Below are 16,257 nucleotides of genomic sequence, written 5' to 3' on the forward strand. Positions count from 1 at the left end.
GATGCCAACCAGTATCACCGCAAGGTGACGTCTTCAGTCCCCGTAGGGAATCCAGATGTTCTTCACCTGCACCGCATGACGGAGCAGGATCGGACCTTCGCTCGCCGCCCGGTCGTACCAATCGAGCGCCAGCCCGTGGTCGACCAGCGTGCGCTTGAGGTTGCCGACCGACAGCCGCTCGGCGGCCGTCGAGGCCTCTTGCGAGCCGAACACCCAGAGCGCATCGACGTCGTCATGCTCGGCAAGGACCTTTGCCAGCACATCGCGCTCGCCGGTGACGATATTGACGACGCCTGGCGACACGTCCGACGTCTCCAGCACCTGGTAGAAATCGGTCGCTGCAAGCGGATGCCGCTCGCTCGGGACGGCGACGACCCGGTTGCCCATCGCGATCAACGGTGCCACCAGGCTGATGAAGCCCAGCAACGGGGCCTCGTCCGGACAGGCCACCCCGACCACGCCGATCGGCTCGTGCATGGCAAGCGCCACGCCGCGCAACGGCGGCGCATGGATCGTCCCCTCGTATTTATCGGCCCACGCCCCATAGCTGAACAGCCGCTCGATACTCGCCTCGACCTCCGCGCGCGCCTTTGCGGGCGAAACGCCGGTCATATCACCGATGCGCTTGGCGAACTCGTCGCCGCGCGCGGACAGATTCTCGGCAAGGTAATAGAGGATTTGGGCGCGATTATGCGTCGTCGCCCGCGCCCACCCTTCGGCCGAGCGCGCGGCGGCCACGGCGTTACGGATATCCTTGCGATTGCCCTCGCCGGCTTCGCCGAGCTGCCGCCCCTTCGGCGACAGCACTGCGCGCGAATAATTTCCGTCAGGACGGACCTGCTTGCCGCCGACAAACAGCTTGGCGGTCCGATCGATCGACGGCGTGCCAAATCCGGCGCCGTCGGCAGGAGCCGCCGGGGATGGCGGCGGCACCTTCGCCCGCGCCTTCCGCCCGCTCCAGGCCTTCGGCTTGAGATATTCGTAGAGGCCTTCCCGGCCACCCTCGCGGCCGAAGCCGGACTCGCGATAGCCGCCGAAGCCGACGCTGGCATCAAACAAATTGGTCGCATTGACCCAGACCACGCCGGCCTGAAGTTTTGGCGCGATATCGAGCGCCAGGCCGATGGTCTCGCTCCACACGCTGGCGGCAAGGCCATAGCGCGTGTTGTTGGCGAGCATCACCGCCTCGTCCGGCGTCCGGAACGTCATCGCGACCAGCACCGGGCCAAAGATCTCCTCGATCGCCACGGTCGATGATGGATGCACGTTCCAGAGCAAGGTCGGGGGATAGAAGCATCCCTCGGCGGGGATCGGCCCCGGCGCCTGATATTTCTCGGCGCCCTCCTTCACTCCCGTTTCGACCAGCGCCTTGATCCGCTCGAGCTGCACTGGTGCGACCACCGCGCCCATGTCGATCGCCTTGTCGAGCGGCGGACCCACGCGCAGCGTCTCCATGCGGCGGATCAGGCGCTTGCGGAATGTCTCTGCAATGCCCTCCTGCAACAGCAGCCGCGATCCGGCGCAGCAGACCTGGCCCTGGTTGAACCAGATCGCGTCGACCACGCCTTCCACGGCGCCATCGAGGTCGGCGTCGTCGAACACGATGAATGGCGACTTGCCGCCAAGCTCGAGCGTCAGCGATTTGCCGCTCCCGGCGGTCGACTGACGGATCAACCGCCCGACCTCGGTCGATCCGGTGAAGGCGATCTTGTCGACACCGGGATTTTCGACGAGCAACGCGCCGGTGGCGCCATCGCCCGTCACCACATTCAACACGCCGGGCGGCAGGCCGGCTTCCGCCGCGAGCTCGGCGAACAGCAGCGCGGTGAGTGACGTGAATTCTGCCGGTTTCAGCACCACGGTATTGCCGGTCGCCAGCGCGGGCGCGATCTTCCAGGCCAGCATCAGCAGCGGAAAGTTCCAGGGGATGATCTGGCCGATCACACCGACCGGGACATGGTCGACGAATTCGCGCTCCTGCAACTGCGCCCAGCCGGCGTGATACAGGAAGTGGCGCGCGGCAAGTGGCACGTCGAGATCGCGGGTTTCCCTGATCGGCTTGCCATTGTCGATCGCTTCCAGCACCGCGAACAGGCGAGCATGACGCTGCAGCATGCGCGCCAGCGCATAGAGATGACGGGCACGACCGTGACCACCGAGCTTTGCCCATGGCGACTGCGCCGATCGCGCGGCGCCGACGGCAGCCTCGACATCCGCAGCGATGCCTTGCGCGATCCTGGCCAGCGTCTTGCCGGTGGCCGGCTCGATCGTCGTCAGATGCTTGCCCGACGCCGGCGCTGCGAATTTGCCGGCAATGAAATGCCCAAACGTCGCCTCGTGCCGCTTCAGCCAGGCGCGCGCCTCGCCGTCCGCCTCGGGGGCGGGACCATAATCCATGGTCTCGTAGTAATGTGCGATACTCATGCTCAGCCCACGGGATGACGGTTGAAGGCCGAGTAGCGGCCGGTGACGTGATGCTCAAGCTGACGCTCGATGTCGGCGAGCAGGCTCGAGGCGCCGACGCGGAACAGATCCGGCTCGAGCCAATCGCGTCCCAACTCCTCCTTCATCAGGAACTGGTAGTTGAGCACGTCCTTCGCCGTCGAGATTCCGCCGGCCGGCTTGAAGCCGATCTTGAAGCCGGTGCGCTCCTCATAGACCCTGATCATGCGCAGCATCGCGAGCGTCACCGGCAACGTGGCATTGACGCCTTCCTTGCCGGTGGAGGTCTTGATGAAGTCGGCGCCCGCCATCATGCAGACCATCGACGCCTTGGCGACGTTGCGCAGCGTTTTGAGATCGCCCGTTGCCAGGATCGTCTTCAGATGCGCATCGCCGCAGGCGGCGCGGAAATCCCGGACCTCGGCGTAAAGAGCGCGCCAGTCTCCGGTCAGCACATGCTCACGCGTGATGACGATGTCGATCTCATGCGCCCCGTCCCTGACGGACGCCTCGATCTCCTTAAGCTTCAGATCATGGGGCACGAGGCCAGCAGGGAATCCGGTCGAGACCGCAGCAACCGGAATGTCATACCCCTCGAGCGCTTCGACCGCGGTTGCGACGAAGCGGTGATAGACGCAGATCGCGCCCGTGTGCAGCCCGCGCCCGGCAAAGCCGAGTGCCTCGAGAAGGTCGCTTCGTATCGGCGCCCTCGCCTTGGCGCAGAGGCGCTTCACCCGCTCAGTCGTATCGTCGCCGTTGAGCGTCGTCAGGTCGATGCAGGTGATCGCCTTGAGCAACCATGCCGCCTGCGCGTCCTTCTTGACGGTGCGTCGGCCCGGCAGGCTGGCAACCCGGCGCTCGGCGGCGGACAGATTGATCCTGATCTCATCGACCCAGTCCATCTCGAGGGCGCGGCCGCTGTTGCGCGCGATCGGATGCGGACGATTGTGATCCCGCGCATGGGGCTGCGCCAGCACCGCGGATGGATTTGATATCAAGACGCCCTGCGCCATCGGTACGCCGCGCGATGCTAGCGAATCGGCTGAAACGGCAGATAGACTGAATGTACCGATTGCGACATGCGATCCTCCCATCCCTTGCCCGCTGGAGCTTCTGCTGCCTGCCATCGCGGACAGCGGCAACACCCTTCGGGCCAGATGTTATTATTGTAACAAATTGACGTTGCTAAACTCACATCATTGTAAGATCATTGTCAACCGGATAAGCAAGCTCGGTGACGAAAATGACTGAAACGCCGACCGCACGCCCCAGCGAGACCCGCGTCCAGCGGCTGCAGCGGCTGCGCCGCGCCGTCGAGACGAGCGGCGCACTGCATCTAAAGGACGCCGCAGGACTGCTGAAGGTGTCGGAGATGACGGTCAGGCGCGACCTAGCCGGGCCCGAGGCGGTGCTCGCCCTGCTCGGCGGTTACGTCGTCAACGCGGCGTCGCCGACCGGGATCAAGTACACGTTCGAGCAGGAAATCGACCAGCATACGCAGGACAAGCTCCTCGCCTGCCGATCCGCAGCCGCCTCGATCAAGGAAGGTGATACCATCTTCATCGACTGCGGCACCACGATGCAGTCGCTCGCGGATTGCCTGCCCGAGGACATGCCTCTTTCGGTGATCTGCTATTCGCTGAACGTCGCCTCGATCGTCACCCACCGTGCGGCGACGCAGGTGATGTTGATGGGCGGGCTCTACCATCCGTCGTCGCAGTCGTTCTCGTCGGATGACGGCCTGTCCTATCTGCGGCGGCTCGGCGTCAACAAGGCTTTCGTCTCGGCCGGCGGCCTGCACTGGACCCGCGGCGCCAGCTGCTCGAATTTTCACGAAGTCGCCATCAAGCAGGCCGTCATCGCGACCGCGATGGAGAGCATCCTCGTGGTCGACGCCAGCAAGCTCGGCAGCCTCAAGCCCGCGTTCTTCTCCGACGTCAGCTCGTTCTCGCGGATCATCGTCGGCGGCTCCGTGCCGGCAGACACGCGCAAGCACTTCCGCAGCCATCCGGTCGAATACGTCACCAGCGCAGCCTGATCCGGACGGGGGCTGGTTCGCCCGGATCAGGTCCGCCGAACAATGCGCGGTCCCGCGGGACCACGCATTGTATGACAGGCTCAGTTGCAGGCAGGCTTCGCCTTGTTGCAGGCATCCGCCAGCTCGGCCGGCGGATCTTTCTTGAACACGGTCTTGTAGGACTCCAGCACATTCGACTGCGTCACCGGCAGCGACTGCACACCGATCCAGCCAGGCGTTTCCTTACCCAGCAGCGCGTTCATCATCGCCATCGCCTCGGCGACACCCTGGTCGTAGGGACGCTGCGAGCCGGTCGCCTTCAGCGGCCCGCCCTTGGCGATCTCGATGGCCGATTGCAGGCCGAGGTCGACCGTCGTCATGGGAATGTCGATGCCCTGGGCCCGCATCGAGCTCAACGTGTCGAGCGCCGGTTGATCCCACACCGCGTACAGTCCTTTGACGTCGGGATTGCCGGTCAGGAAGTCGCCGGCGATCTGCGAGACCTTCGGCGGATCGGTGAAATCGACCTGCTTCATCTTGATGTCGGGCCGGTTTGCTTTCATCCACTCCCGCACGCCCTTGGTGCGCTCGTTGGTGCTGAAATAATCGACGCCGAAATTGACGAGACCGATGGTGCCGCCCTGCGCCACGCAGGACGCCAGGATCTGTGCCGCGATCTGGCCATTGCCCTGGCTATCGGCCGAGACCATCGTCGCATATTCCTCGGGATGCTTCAGTCCGGTCGGGATGCTGTCCATCAGCACAAGCTTGATGCCGGCTTTGGCGATCTTCTTGTAGGTCGGCGCGGTCGCGGTGAAATCGACCGGGATCGAAATGATGCCGTCAGGATGCTGCTGTATGGTGTTCTCGATATCAGCGATCTGCTTGTCCACCTGATATTCGGCGGATGCGACACCCGTCACCGTCACGCCGTACTTCTTCAGCGTATCGGTGATGCCCTGGATCTGCAGCTGCGACCAGTCGAGGTTGACCGTCTGCATGGAGATGCCGACCTTGAAGTGCTTCTCCTTGACCTTGGCGGCGTCGGCCTCCGACAGCGCAAGCACCTCGGGGGAAGCCGCCTTCTCGCCGTGGGGGCCCTGGCCGACGATCGATTTCGGCCCGAGCGTAGCGAGATCGACGCCCTTGACGCAGGTCGCGGGCACTTCGGCGCGGGCCGAGGGGACAATCGAGACGACCGCAGCAGCGGCCATCAACACAGTCAAAGGCAAGGTCTGTCGCAAGATTGGTTTCATTGTTTCCTCCATTTTTGGTCGCCGATTCACCAGAGGGCCAGCGACCTTGCCCCTACCCACGCAGCGTGATGAACTTGTGGCTCATGCGCCGCGCCTGACTTCGACTAGCGTTTCGTGAAAGCAACGGCGGCAACGATGATCGCGCCCTTGATCACGAGCTGCATCGGCGAGCTCACGCCGAGCAGAACAAGGCCGTTGTTGAGCGTGCCAATGATCAAGCTGCCGAACAGCGTTCCCAGGATGTAGCCGCGCCCGCCGAACAGGCTGCAGCCCCCGAGGATCACCGCGGCGATGACGTCGAGCTCCATGCCCTGCACGACATCTGGCCGCGCGGCGTGTGAACGCGCCGACAGCACCAGCGCCGCTAATCCGGCCAGCGTGCCGGTCAGGACAAAGGCCGAAGTCGTGATCCGTTTGGTGTTGATGCCGGAATAGAGCGCCGCGGTCGGATTGCCGCCAACGGCATAGATGCGCCGGCCGAACACGTTGTAGTGCAGCAGCAGGATGCCGATGATCATCGCCGCCAACGTCCAGGCGATCGGAACCGGTATGCCGAGGAACGTACCTTCCCCAAAGATCGCAAAATAAGTCTCGTTGGTGATGATCACCGGCTTGGTGTTGGTCACCATCATCGCCAGTCCCCGCGCCATGCTCAGCGAGCCCAGCGTCACCAGGAACGACGGGATCGACAGCTGCGTAGTCAGGATGCCATTGAGCAACCCGACCAGCGCACCGGTGCCGAGCCCGGCCACGGCGCCCACGATCCAGCTGTTGTCGATCTGGCTCATCGCGAGAGCGGCCGCCATGCCTGATAGCGCCAATGTCGAGGCAACCGACAGATCGATCTGACGCGCGATGATAATGAAGGTCATGCCGACCGCGATGATCGACACCAGCGTGGTCTGGCGCCCGATGTTCAGGAAATTGTCGACCGAGAGGAACCAGGGCGAGGACAGGCTGAACACGACCAGCAGGATCACGAAGGCGATGTACAGCATGTACGGCCGCTCGCCCCGCAGCAGATTCTGGAGAATCTTGCGGCGGCGATCGGATCGGGTCGACGAGGCGACCACGTTGGGAGCAGTCAGTTCTGTCATGCGGGAAGCTCTTGCAAGTGGCCTGGCCCGGAGGCCTGGTAGATCTGGAGGAGATGATGCAGCTCTTCGGCATCATCGATCTCGCCGCGCGAAAGCGTACGAGCCACGCGCCCGTTGACGATCACGGAGATGCGGTCGCAGAGCTCGATCAACTCGACGAGATCGGACGAGACGACCAGGACCCCGCTGCCGTCGCGGACGGCATTCCGGATCACGGCATAGATCTCCTCGCGTGCGCCCACGTCGACGCCGACCGTCGGTTCGTCCAGGAGCAGCACGCGCGGCCGCGGATCATTCCATTTTCCGAACACGACCTTTTGCTGGTTGCCGCCGGAGAGTGTCCTGACCAGGCTGAACGCGCCTGGCGCTTTCACCGAAAGCCTGGCGACAGCGGTTTCGGCCCGCCTGGCAGCGGCGCGTTGCTGCATCCAGCCCCAGCGCGAGAAATGGGGAATCCGCGGCAAAGTGACATTTCGTTCGATCGAATGGTCCAGGACCAGACCCTGCACGTGCCGGTCTTCCGGCACCAGCGCGATGCCCTGCTCTATCGCATCGGCAGCTCCTCCCGGCAGCCATCGCCGGCCCTCGATCTCGATTGCGCCGCTCTCGAGCGGCCGGAGACCGAACACTGTCTCCAGAATCTCCGTGCGTCCGCTGCCGATCAGCCCGGCGAGGCCGTGGATCTCGCCCTTCAGCACGGACAGATCGACAGCGCGAAGCCGGTCGTTGGACACATCCGACAGCGACAAGACCGGCAACGGATCCAATTCACGCTTCGCGGCGGGTTCGGTGCGCGGGCCCGTGGGCGCCGATCGATCGGCTCCGACGATCGCGTTCACCAGCCGCTTCATGTCGGTCTCGGTGGTGACGAACGTGCCGGCGTTAGCGCCATCGCGGAGCACCGTCACGCGCTGCGAGATCTCGAAGACCTCATTGAGCCGATGGGTCACATAGATCACGCCAACTCCACGACGCGTTGCCTTCCCGATCGCATCGAACAGGATCCGGACCTCATCCGATGTCAGCGAAGAGGTCGGCTCATCGAGGATCAGAAGCCGAACCTCGCCCATCAGGGCCTTGGCGATTTCCGTCATCTGGCGATAGGCGAAAGGCAGCGAGCCGACAGTCGCTCTCGTATCCAGGGGAATGCCGAGCTCGTTCAGGAACGCCTCGGCCCTGGCCATCAGCGCGCGCTGCCGGACGAAGCCGAAACGCGCACGCGGCTCACGGCCGAGCAACAGATTGTCCGCGACGCTCAAGGATTCGACGAGGCTGAGGTCCTGATAGACGACAGCGATCCCCGCCTCGCGCGACTTCGCCGGGCTGTCAAATTCCACCGGCCTGCCGGCGATCTCGATCGTGCCGCTGTCGAGGGCATGAACACCGCTGAGGATCTTGATCAGCGTGGATTTTCCCGCGCCATTCTCGCCCAGCAGCGCGTGCACTTCGCCGGCGCGAACCTCGAGGTTGACGTCGCGCAGCGCTCGCACGCCGCCAAAACGCTTGTTGATGGCACTGACCATCACAAGCGAGGTCGACGTCCCTGGCTCTGCCGTACCCGAACCGGACAATTCCAAACCTTCCTCCCGTCGCCCTGCGAGATGCTGGTACGATGGTGACATATTGTTATTTTTACAACTTATCTTGTTATAATTCTATCACCTCGGGCGGCCTGTCAATGGTAGATCGCGTATTGAAGCCGACTGAATGACTGCCGCCCCGATCGGGCTTCGGGCGGTGAGGAACGATTTGCGACGCACCATTCAAAATGAGACTGCCCGTTAAGCCGCGCATGGCTCCGACGCGTGCGCCGCATCCGAGTTCGGTTAGCCTCCACCTCAAGAACCGTTGGCCTTGCAAAACGTCGCACCGCGCGGCGGACGCGCGAGGATGCGGTGAAAAACAACGAGTGAAAAACAACGACAAGAACGCCCCAGGGAGGAGAGCAATGTTGAAAGGCAGTCTAGGACTGATCGCGTTGAGCAGCCTGTTGTTGTCGGGCACCGCCTTCGCGCAGGAGAAGATCAAGGTCGGCGTCACCGCGACGCTCGAAGGCACCTATACCGTGCTCGGCGAGGACGGCATCCGCGGCTTCCAGACCGCGCTCAACGTGCTCGGCAAGAAGGTTGGCGACAAGGAGCTCGAATTCGTCATCGCCTCGACTGACGCAACGCCGGACTCTGCGGTCCGTGCGGTGCGAAAGCTGATCGAGCAGGACAAAGTGCAGATCCTGCTGTCGCCGCTGTCAGGCGACGAGGGCATCGCGGTCAAGAATTTTGCAAAGACCCATCCCGAGCTGACCTTCATCAACGCGGCCTCCGGGGCCCAGGAAACGACCTATGTCGATCCGGCCCCGAACTTCTTCCGCTACAATATGGACGGCGCGCAGTGGCAGGTGGGCCTCGGCAAATACGCCTATGACGAGAAGAAGTATCGCAAGATCGCGACCGTCGGTGAGGACTATTCCTTCATCTATACCCAGGTGTTCGGCCTCGTGCTGGAGTTCTGCGGCGCCGGCGGACAGGTCACCAACCGGCAATGGGTGCCGCTCGGCACCAAGGACTTTGCCTCGGTCATCGCCGCCCTGCCCGACGACGTCGATGCGATCTATCTCGGCCTCGGCGGCGCTGACGCCGTCAACTTCCTCAACCAGTACCAGCAGGCCGGCGGCAAGGCGCATCTAATGGGCGGGTCGATCATGATCGATCAGACCATCCTGTCGTCCAAGGGCAATGCCAAGAACGCGCTGGTCGGCACGCTGGCCGCGAGCGGCCAGGCCGACACCTGGGAAGATCCGGGTTGGCAGAAGTTCGTGAAGGACTATCAGGACGCCTTCCCGCCAAACAAGCGCTTCCCGAGCCCGTCGCTGCTCGCCACCAACTATTACGGATCGACCATGGCGCTGGTCCTGGCGTTGCGTCAGGTCAATGGCGATCTCAGCGACAACCAGTCCAAGTACAAGGCTGCACTGGCCAAGATCGAGCTCGATGCGCCCAACGGCAAGATCAAGCTCGACGCCAACCGCCAGGCGATCGGCACCAACTTCGTCACCGAAGTCGTCGACGACGGCAAGGGCGCGCTGTTCTCGAAGGTCGTGAAGGTGATCCCGAACGTGAACCAGACGCTGGGCTACGACCCCGCCGTGTTCGCCAAGATCGGTTTGCCAAGCCGTACGGTACCGGAATGTAAGAAGTACTGACGTAGTCTTATCAGCAACGCCATGACTGACCGGGGAGAGATTTGCAAAGTGCGCGATACGTGCGCCCTTGCATTCTCTCCTTGGTTGTTGAACGCTATCAAAAAAAGACGAGAGCTTCTGGGAGAGAAGGCATGAGCCGGGCGCTCGCCGTCTTCCACGGCCGCTTTGGCCGGGCGACGGTCTATCAGTTGAACCGCCCTTTCAACATCCACGCACATCGCGAAGGTCATTTGATCTTCCATGTCGGGGGGCGTCCCGCATGCATCGATGTCAACGATGGACGCTACGAGCTCACCGAAGGTTCCGTGGTCGCAGTCAATCCATGGGAGCCGCATAATTTCCTGCCGTCCGATCTCGACGGCGGCGCCGTGTTCTTCGTGCTCTATGTCAATGCAGAGTGGTTCGCGCCCGACGCGCCGGGCGCCGACCGCCTGCGGTTTGGCCGCACCCAGCTCACGCGGTCGGTTGCGCTGGACAAGCATATCAGGCACGCAGCCGCCCTTGTGTGCGGCGCACCCTCGCTGAATAGCCTCGATGGCGAGCTGAGAAGCCTGATCGACATCTGCTACGACGAAAGCTGGCAGCAGGCCGAGCTCACGCGGGATCCACGCGCGAGCGGCTCCGTCACCGATTTTCGCGTGCGCAAATGCATCAAGATGATGTCGGAGAGCCCCGGCGCCGAGATCGAGCTCGACACCATCGCGCGCGAATCCGGCCTGTCGCGCCCCCATTTCTACCGGCTGTTCCGCACCCAGACCGGCGTTACCCCTCACCTCTATCTCAACACGCTGATGATGGAGCAGGCGCTGGAGGCGCTGGTGGCGAGCGAAGCGCCGATCGCCGATATCGGCTTCGATCTCGGCTTCTCCTCGCAGAGCGGTTTCACCCGTTTCTTCGCCGCCAATGTCGGGATGGCGCCGACCGATTATCGCCGCGCGGCCAAGGTTTTGCGCGGCTGACGAGCACGCGAAAAGATACTCACGATCAAACGCGCTCCCGTGCGTCCCATTAGGATGTGCGGAACGCGATCCCGACAAGAGGATCGCGGTCGATAGGGAGCGTACGTTCATGGCAGGGCTTGCGGCCGCCAACGGTCTGCGTGCGACCTCGCCTCGCTTGAAAGCAGAGGGCTGGAGGGACGTGACGACGGAGCGGCGATCATGACCCGCTTTGTCGAGCGCCATCCTGCATGGGCGCTGATCATCATCATCGCTGTCGCAGTGGCGCTGTGGCTGATCTTCGCGGTATGGCCACCGGGGCTTGAAGAGGCGATCGGCCGCAAACGGGTGTTCCTCAACGCGCTCTTCAACGGCATCACGCTCGGCGGTCTCTATTTCCTCGTCGCCAGCGGCTTCACGCTGATCTTCGGCCTGATGCGCAACGTCAACCTCGCCCATGGCTCGCTCTACCTGTTCGGCGGCTATGTCGGTTACGCCATCAGTGCCTCGACCGGCTCCTGGATTCTTTCGTTCATCGTTGCCTTCATCCTGACGGCGCTGGTCGGCGTCCTGCTTCAGCTCCTTGTGTTCCGCCGCATGGAGGGCCAGGATCTGCGCCAGACCATGGTGACGATCGGGCTTTCGATCGTGTTCGCCGATCTCATGCTGTGGGCCTGCGGTGGCGACTTCTATCAAGTCCAGACACCGAACTGGCTGATCGGTCCGATTGAGCTGCCGCTGATCACCGCAGTGAAATCCTCGGGCGAACCGGTCTACCTGCGCTATCCGCTGGTGCGGCTTGTGATCTTCCTGGCATCCGTGATCATCGGCATCGCAATGTGGCTCGCGCTCAACCGCACACGGATCGGCATGATCATTCGCGCCGGCGTCGACGATCGTGACATCCTCGCCGCAACCGGCGTGCGCATCCAGATCGTCTTCGTGCTCGTCTTCGCGCTCGGTGCCGGGCTTGCCGGCATCGCGGGCGTGGTCGGCGGCACCTTCCAGTCACTCTCCCCCGGTGAGGACATCCGTTTCCTGCTCGCGTCCCTCGTGGTCGTGATCGTCGGCGGCATGGGCTCGATCCCGGGTGCCGCGCTCGGCGCGCTGATCATCGGCCTCGCCGAGCAACTCGGCTCGGTCTACATCCCGACCTACGCCATCGTCGTGACGTTCCTGATCATGGTGCTGGTGCTGGCGCTTCGGCCGCAGGGCCTGCTCGCGAGGCGCTGACATGTCCGTCACCCACGACGCTCGCGTCCAGATCCACAACCCCGCCGCCGCGGCACAGCGGCCGGCCGCGCGAAGCTGGCCCGACGCCAACAATCCCGCGGTCTGGATCGTGGCGGCCATCCTCCTGATCATGCCACTGATCGCCAACGGCTTCTTCCTGATCGAAATTTTTGCGACGACGCTGATCCTCGGCACCATCGCGCTCAGCCTGATGTTCCTGGCCGGTTATGGCGGCATGGTCAGCCTGATGCAGCTCACCATCGCCGGCTTTTGCGCCTACATGGTCGCGGTGTTCGGCGTCAGCGGCAATGCCAATATCAGCCTGGGCTGGCCGTGGTGGCTGGCGGTGCCGATGGCGCTGACGCTCGCGACCATCTTCGGCACGCTCGGCGGCGCGCTCGCGGTGCGGACCGAGGGCATCTACACCATCATGATCACGCTCGCGATCGGCGCTGCTTTCTATTACTTCACCAACCAGAACTGGGCGATCTTCAACGGCCACACCGGCATCAACAATGTCTCGACGCCGCATTTCTGGGGCGTCGACTGGCGCCGCGATATTCCCTTCTACTATGTCGTGCTCGCGGTCGCCGCGATCTGCTACTTCGCCGTCGACTACATCTCTCGCGCACCGTTCGGCCTGGCGCTGCAGGGCGTGCGCGACAATCCGCGCCGCATGGCAGCGCTCGGCTTCAACGTCAATGCGCACCGCGTCGCGGCCTATGCGGTAGCGTCCTTCATCGCAGGCCTTGCCGGCGTGCTCCAGGTCTGGAACTACCGCCAGATCTCGCCCGGCTCGGTCAGCGTCGGCGCCTGCATCGACATTCTCATCATCGCCGTCGTCGGCGGCATTACCCGGCCGATCGGTCCCTATATCGGCGCACTGGTCTTCGTCCTCCTGCGCACGTTTGCGCTCGATTTCCTGGTCAGGATCGGGCTCGACGGCAACCGGTTCCGGCTGCTGATTGGCCTCGGCTTCCTCGCCATCGTGTTCTGGTCGTCAGACGGCGTGATCGGCCTATGGCAACGCTGGCGCCAGAGCCAACGTCCGCAGCCAGATCACCCGGGCGGAGGGCGCGGCCATGGATAGCGTCGCCCGGCGTCTCTCCGCGGTCGGTGCCGGTGCAGCACTCGAGCTGCGCGGCGTCACCCGGCTGTTCGGCGCGCTGGCGGCGCTGACCGACGTCACCATCACCGTGCGCCCCGGCGAGCGGCGCGCCGTGCTCGGCTCCAACGGCGCCGGCAAGACCACACTGTTCAACTGCATCACCGGCGACTTCCTGCCGACATCGGGCACGATCCGCTTCTTCGGTGAGGACGTCACGCACTTCCCGCCCTATGAGCGCATCCGCCGCGGGCTGAGGCGGACCTATCAGATCTCCGCGCTGTTCCCCGGCCTCACCGTCCAGGACAACGTCTATCTCGCCTGCCGTGGCGTCTCGCGCGGGCGCTTCTCGTTCCTGCGTCCGGGCCAGACCGATGCGCTGATGCACGCCGCTGACAGCCTGGTGCAAGCCGTGCACCTCGCCGCGGTGAAGGATCAGCGCGTCGCCGAGCTCGCACACGGCCAGCAGCGCCAGCTCGAAATCGCGCTGGCGCTGGCGGGCGCCCCGCGGTTCGTGCTGTTCGATGAGCCCGCCGCCGGCCTCTCACCGACCGAGCGGGCCGAATTGGTCGAGATCCTGATCTCGCTGCCGGCGCATATCGGCTACATCATCATCGAGCACGATATGGACGTGGCGCTGCGCGTCGTCGAGAGCGTGACGATGATGCACAACGGCCGCATCTTCAAGGAAGGCGTGCCCGAGGAGATCCAGTCCGACCCCGAGGTGCAGGAACTTTATCTCGGAGGCGGCCATGAATGAGGTCCGCCGCTCCGCCGCAGCGCTCGAGGTCCGCGGCCTCGACGTCTATTACGGCCATTCGCACGCGTTGCAGGGTGTCGACCTCTCGCTCGATGCCGGCGTTTTTTCCGTGGTCGGCCGCAACGGCATGGGCAAGACCACGCTGTGCAAGGCGATCATGGGCCTGGTGCAGGTGAGCGGCGGCTCGATCCGAATCCGCGGCGAGGACATCACACGGCGGCCACCCGCGCATATCGCGCGGCTCGGCGTCGGCTATGTGCCGCAGGGCCGGCGGCTCTGGCGCTCGCTCAGCGTCGACGAGCATCTGCGGCTCGCCGGCGGCATGCGGTCCGGTGCCTGGACCGTCGAACGCATCTACGAGACCTTTCCGCGGCTCGCCGAACGCCGGGATCATGGCGGCGGCCAGCTCTCCGGTGGCGAGCAGCAGATGCTCGCAATCTCGCGCGCGCTGCTGACAAATCCGCAGCTGCTGATCATGGACGAGCCGACCGAGGGGCTCGCGCCCGTCATCGTCGCCCAGGTCGAGGAAATGCTGCAGCAGCTCGGCGAGGACGGCGACATGTCCGTGCTTGTGATCGAGCAGAACATTGGGGTTGCGACTGCGATCTCGCGCAATGTCGCGATCATGGTCAACGGCCGCATCAACCGCATCATCGACTCTGGCCGGCTGTCCGCCGACCGCGAGCTGCAGCGGCGCCTGCTCGGCGTCGGACTGCACGCCGAGCTCGAACCCGAAATCGATGTGCCGGCTGCCGGTAGTGAAACGAAGCCGCTCCCGCAACCGACGCGCGCCAGCGGACCGATCCGGATCTACATCTCCAATCCGACGCCGCCGACACGGTGGTCGCAGCCGGTCCCGATCGGGCGCATCGAGGCCGCCGCACGCACGCTCTCGACGCAGGTTCCCCGCCTCGACGAGACCGCGCGGCGCAAGCGTGAGCCGGTGACGGCGCAGACCTCCGGCCCTCCGGTCGTATTGGTCGTCGGCACGCTCGACACCAAGGGCACGGAACTTCGCTTCATCCGCGACATCATCGTGGAAGGCGGCCTGCGTACGCGGCTGGTCGACGTCTCCACCAGCGGCAAGCACGCAACCTGCGATGTCTCCGCCCAGGAGATCGCGCTGAACCACGGTCGCGGCGGCTCGGCCGTGTTCGGCCCGGATCGCGGTGCTGCAGTCACCGCGATGGCTGACGCGTTCGCCAATTGGATCAAGCGGCAGGGCAATGTTGCCGGCGTGATCTCGGCCGGCGGCTCGGGTGCGGCATCTCTCGTCGCACCCGGCATGCGCACCCTCCCCGTCGGCGTGCCGAAGCTGATCATCTCCTCGGTCGCCTCCGGCGACGTCGGGCCTTATGTGGGGCCCGCCGACATCACCATGATGCATTCGGTCACCGACGTGCAGGGCCTCAACTCGATCTCGCGCGCGGTGCTGTCGAACGGCGCCAACGCCATCGCCGGCATGGTCAAGGCGCGGCTCGACCAGCGCGAGAACAGGGAACGGGCTGCCAGCGCCGCGCTGCCGTCGGTCGGTATCACCATGTTCGGCGTCACGACGCCGGCGGTACAGAAGATCGCGGCCGATCTGCGCGAGGATTTCGAATGCCTCGTCTTCCACGCCACCGGCGTCGGCGGCCGCTCGATGGAGAAGCTGGTCGACTCTGGCCAGCTCGCCGGCGTGATCGACCTCACCACCACCGAAATCTGCGACCTCCTGATGGGCGGCGTGTTTCCGGCGACCGAGGATCGCTTCGGCGCGATCATCCGCACCCGCCTGCCCTATATCGGCTCGGTCGGCGCGCTCGACATGGTCAATTTCGGCGCGCCCGACACCATCCCCGAACGCTATCGCGGCCGCAAATTCCACGTCCACAATCCGCAGGTAACGCTAATGCGGACGACGGTGGAGGAGAACGAGCGCATGGGCCGCTGGATCGGCGAGCGGCTCAACCAGATGGACGGGCCGGTGCGTTTCTTCCTGCCCGAGGGGGGCGTCTCCGCGCTCGATGCCCGCGGCCAGCCGTTCTGGGATGGCGAGGCCGACGCCGCCCTGTTCCGCACGCTGGAGCGCACGGTGCGTTCGACGGGCAACCGCCAACTGATCCGCGTCAAGCAGAACATCAACGATCCCGAGTTCGCCTCGACCATCACAGCTGCGTTCCGAACATTGTTCGGCCGCGCCGGGGCACGCCGGAGACTAGCGAGGTGAC

General features: G+C 64.4%; 12 protein-coding genes. 7 read left to right on the forward strand and 5 right to left on the reverse strand.

What is annotated here, in order from left to right:
• Positions 1-33: 33 nt before the first annotated feature.
• Together ABID59_RS30255 and deoC are read right to left on the reverse strand one after the other, a co-directional pair.
• Positions 34-2,424, reverse strand: a complete 2,391-nt coding sequence (locus ABID59_RS30255; protein WP_354085791.1) for an aldehyde dehydrogenase family protein — start codon at positions 2,422-2,424, stop codon at positions 34-36.
• A gap of 2 nt (positions 2,425-2,426) precedes the next feature.
• Entirely contained in the window at positions 2,427-3,455 is a 1,029-nt protein-coding gene (deoC, locus tag ABID59_RS30260; RefSeq protein WP_354085792.1) for a deoxyribose-phosphate aldolase, read from the reverse strand.
• Between the two features lie 230 nt (positions 3,456-3,685).
• Between deoC and ABID59_RS30265 the strand changes: the two genes are divergently transcribed.
• Entirely contained in the window at positions 3,686-4,480 is a 795-nt protein-coding gene (locus ABID59_RS30265) for a DeoR/GlpR family DNA-binding transcription regulator (protein WP_354032048.1), read from the forward strand.
• Between the two features lie 80 nt (positions 4,481-4,560).
• On the opposite strand, the gene ABID59_RS30270 is transcribed toward ABID59_RS30265, so the two are convergent.
• From ABID59_RS30270 to ABID59_RS30280, 3 genes are all read right to left on the reverse strand, one after another.
• A complete protein-coding gene (locus ABID59_RS30270) occupies positions 4,561-5,715 on the reverse strand; it encodes a substrate-binding domain-containing protein (protein ID WP_354085793.1) in 1,155 nt (384 codons plus the stop codon).
• 104 nt (positions 5,716-5,819) lie between these two features.
• The gene (locus ABID59_RS30275; RefSeq protein WP_354085794.1) at positions 5,820-6,812 is read right to left on the reverse strand and encodes an ABC transporter permease; all 993 of its coding nucleotides are present in this window, start codon (positions 6,810-6,812) and stop codon (positions 5,820-5,822) included.
• A complete protein-coding gene (locus ABID59_RS30280) occupies positions 6,809-8,389 on the reverse strand; it encodes a sugar ABC transporter ATP-binding protein (protein ID WP_354085795.1) in 1,581 nt (526 codons plus the stop codon). Before ABID59_RS30280 ends, ABID59_RS30275 begins: the two co-directional genes overlap by 4 nt.
• A gap of 371 nt (positions 8,390-8,760) precedes the next feature.
• Between ABID59_RS30280 and ABID59_RS30285 the strand changes: the two genes are divergently transcribed.
• From ABID59_RS30285 to ABID59_RS30310, 6 genes are all read left to right on the forward strand, one after another.
• Entirely contained in the window at positions 8,761-10,011 is a 1,251-nt protein-coding gene (locus tag ABID59_RS30285) for an ABC transporter substrate-binding protein (protein ID WP_148755458.1), read from the forward strand.
• 131 nt (positions 10,012-10,142) lie between these two features.
• Complete coding sequence (locus ABID59_RS30290) at positions 10,143-10,970, forward strand: AraC family transcriptional regulator (protein ID WP_148755459.1); 828 nt, start codon at positions 10,143-10,145, stop codon at positions 10,968-10,970.
• 201 nt (positions 10,971-11,171) lie between these two features.
• A complete protein-coding gene (locus ABID59_RS30295; protein WP_148755460.1) occupies positions 11,172-12,182 on the forward strand; it encodes a branched-chain amino acid ABC transporter permease in 1,011 nt (336 codons plus the stop codon).
• A gap of 1 nt (position 12,183) precedes the next feature.
• Positions 12,184-13,272: a branched-chain amino acid ABC transporter permease gene (locus ABID59_RS30300; RefSeq protein WP_354085796.1), complete on the forward strand. Its 1,089-nt coding sequence runs from the start codon at positions 12,184-12,186 to the stop codon at positions 13,270-13,272.
• Positions 13,265-14,047, forward strand: coding sequence for an ABC transporter ATP-binding protein (locus ABID59_RS30305; protein ID WP_354085797.1), 783 nt, complete (start codon positions 13,265-13,267; stop codon positions 14,045-14,047). Before ABID59_RS30300 ends, ABID59_RS30305 begins: the two co-directional genes overlap by 8 nt.
• Entirely contained in the window at positions 14,040-16,256 is a 2,217-nt protein-coding gene (locus ABID59_RS30310) for an ABC transporter permease (RefSeq protein WP_354085798.1), read from the forward strand. Before ABID59_RS30305 ends, ABID59_RS30310 begins: the two co-directional genes overlap by 8 nt.
• Position 16,257 lies beyond the last annotated feature (1 nt).

It is taken from the genome of Bradyrhizobium sp. S3.3.6 (genome assembly GCF_040546905.1).
In the GTDB taxonomy this organism is placed as follows: Bacteria; Pseudomonadota; Alphaproteobacteria; order Rhizobiales; family Xanthobacteraceae; genus Bradyrhizobium; species Bradyrhizobium cytisi.

Bases quoted from the DNA above. Each gene is read 5' to 3' on its own strand.
- ABID59_RS30275 (WP_354085794.1), bottom strand. From the start codon at position 6,812: ATGACAGAACTGACTGCTCCCAACGTGGTCGCCTCGTCGACCCGATCC.
- ABID59_RS30265 (WP_354032048.1), top strand. From the start codon at position 3,686: ATGACTGAAACGCCGACCGCACGCCCCAGCGAGACCCGCGTCCAGCGG.
- ABID59_RS30270 (WP_354085793.1), bottom strand. From the start codon at position 5,715: ATGAAACCAATCTTGCGACAGACCTTGCCTTTGACTGTGTTGATGGCC.
- ABID59_RS30295 (WP_148755460.1), top strand. From the start codon at position 11,172: ATGACCCGCTTTGTCGAGCGCCATCCTGCATGGGCGCTGATCATCATC.
- ABID59_RS30285 (WP_148755458.1), top strand. From the start codon at position 8,761: ATGTTGAAAGGCAGTCTAGGACTGATCGCGTTGAGCAGCCTGTTGTTG.
- ABID59_RS30305 (WP_354085797.1), top strand. From the start codon at position 13,265: ATGGATAGCGTCGCCCGGCGTCTCTCCGCGGTCGGTGCCGGTGCAGCA.
- ABID59_RS30310 (WP_354085798.1), top strand. From the start codon at position 14,040: ATGAATGAGGTCCGCCGCTCCGCCGCAGCGCTCGAGGTCCGCGGCCTC.
- ABID59_RS30255 (WP_354085791.1), bottom strand. From the start codon at position 2,424: ATGAGTATCGCACATTACTACGAGACCATGGATTATGGTCCCGCCCCC.
- ABID59_RS30290 (WP_148755459.1), top strand. From the start codon at position 10,143: ATGAGCCGGGCGCTCGCCGTCTTCCACGGCCGCTTTGGCCGGGCGACG.
- deoC (WP_354085792.1), bottom strand. From the start codon at position 3,455: ATGGCGCAGGGCGTCTTGATATCAAATCCATCCGCGGTGCTGGCGCAG.
- ABID59_RS30300 (WP_354085796.1), top strand. From the start codon at position 12,184: ATGTCCGTCACCCACGACGCTCGCGTCCAGATCCACAACCCCGCCGCC.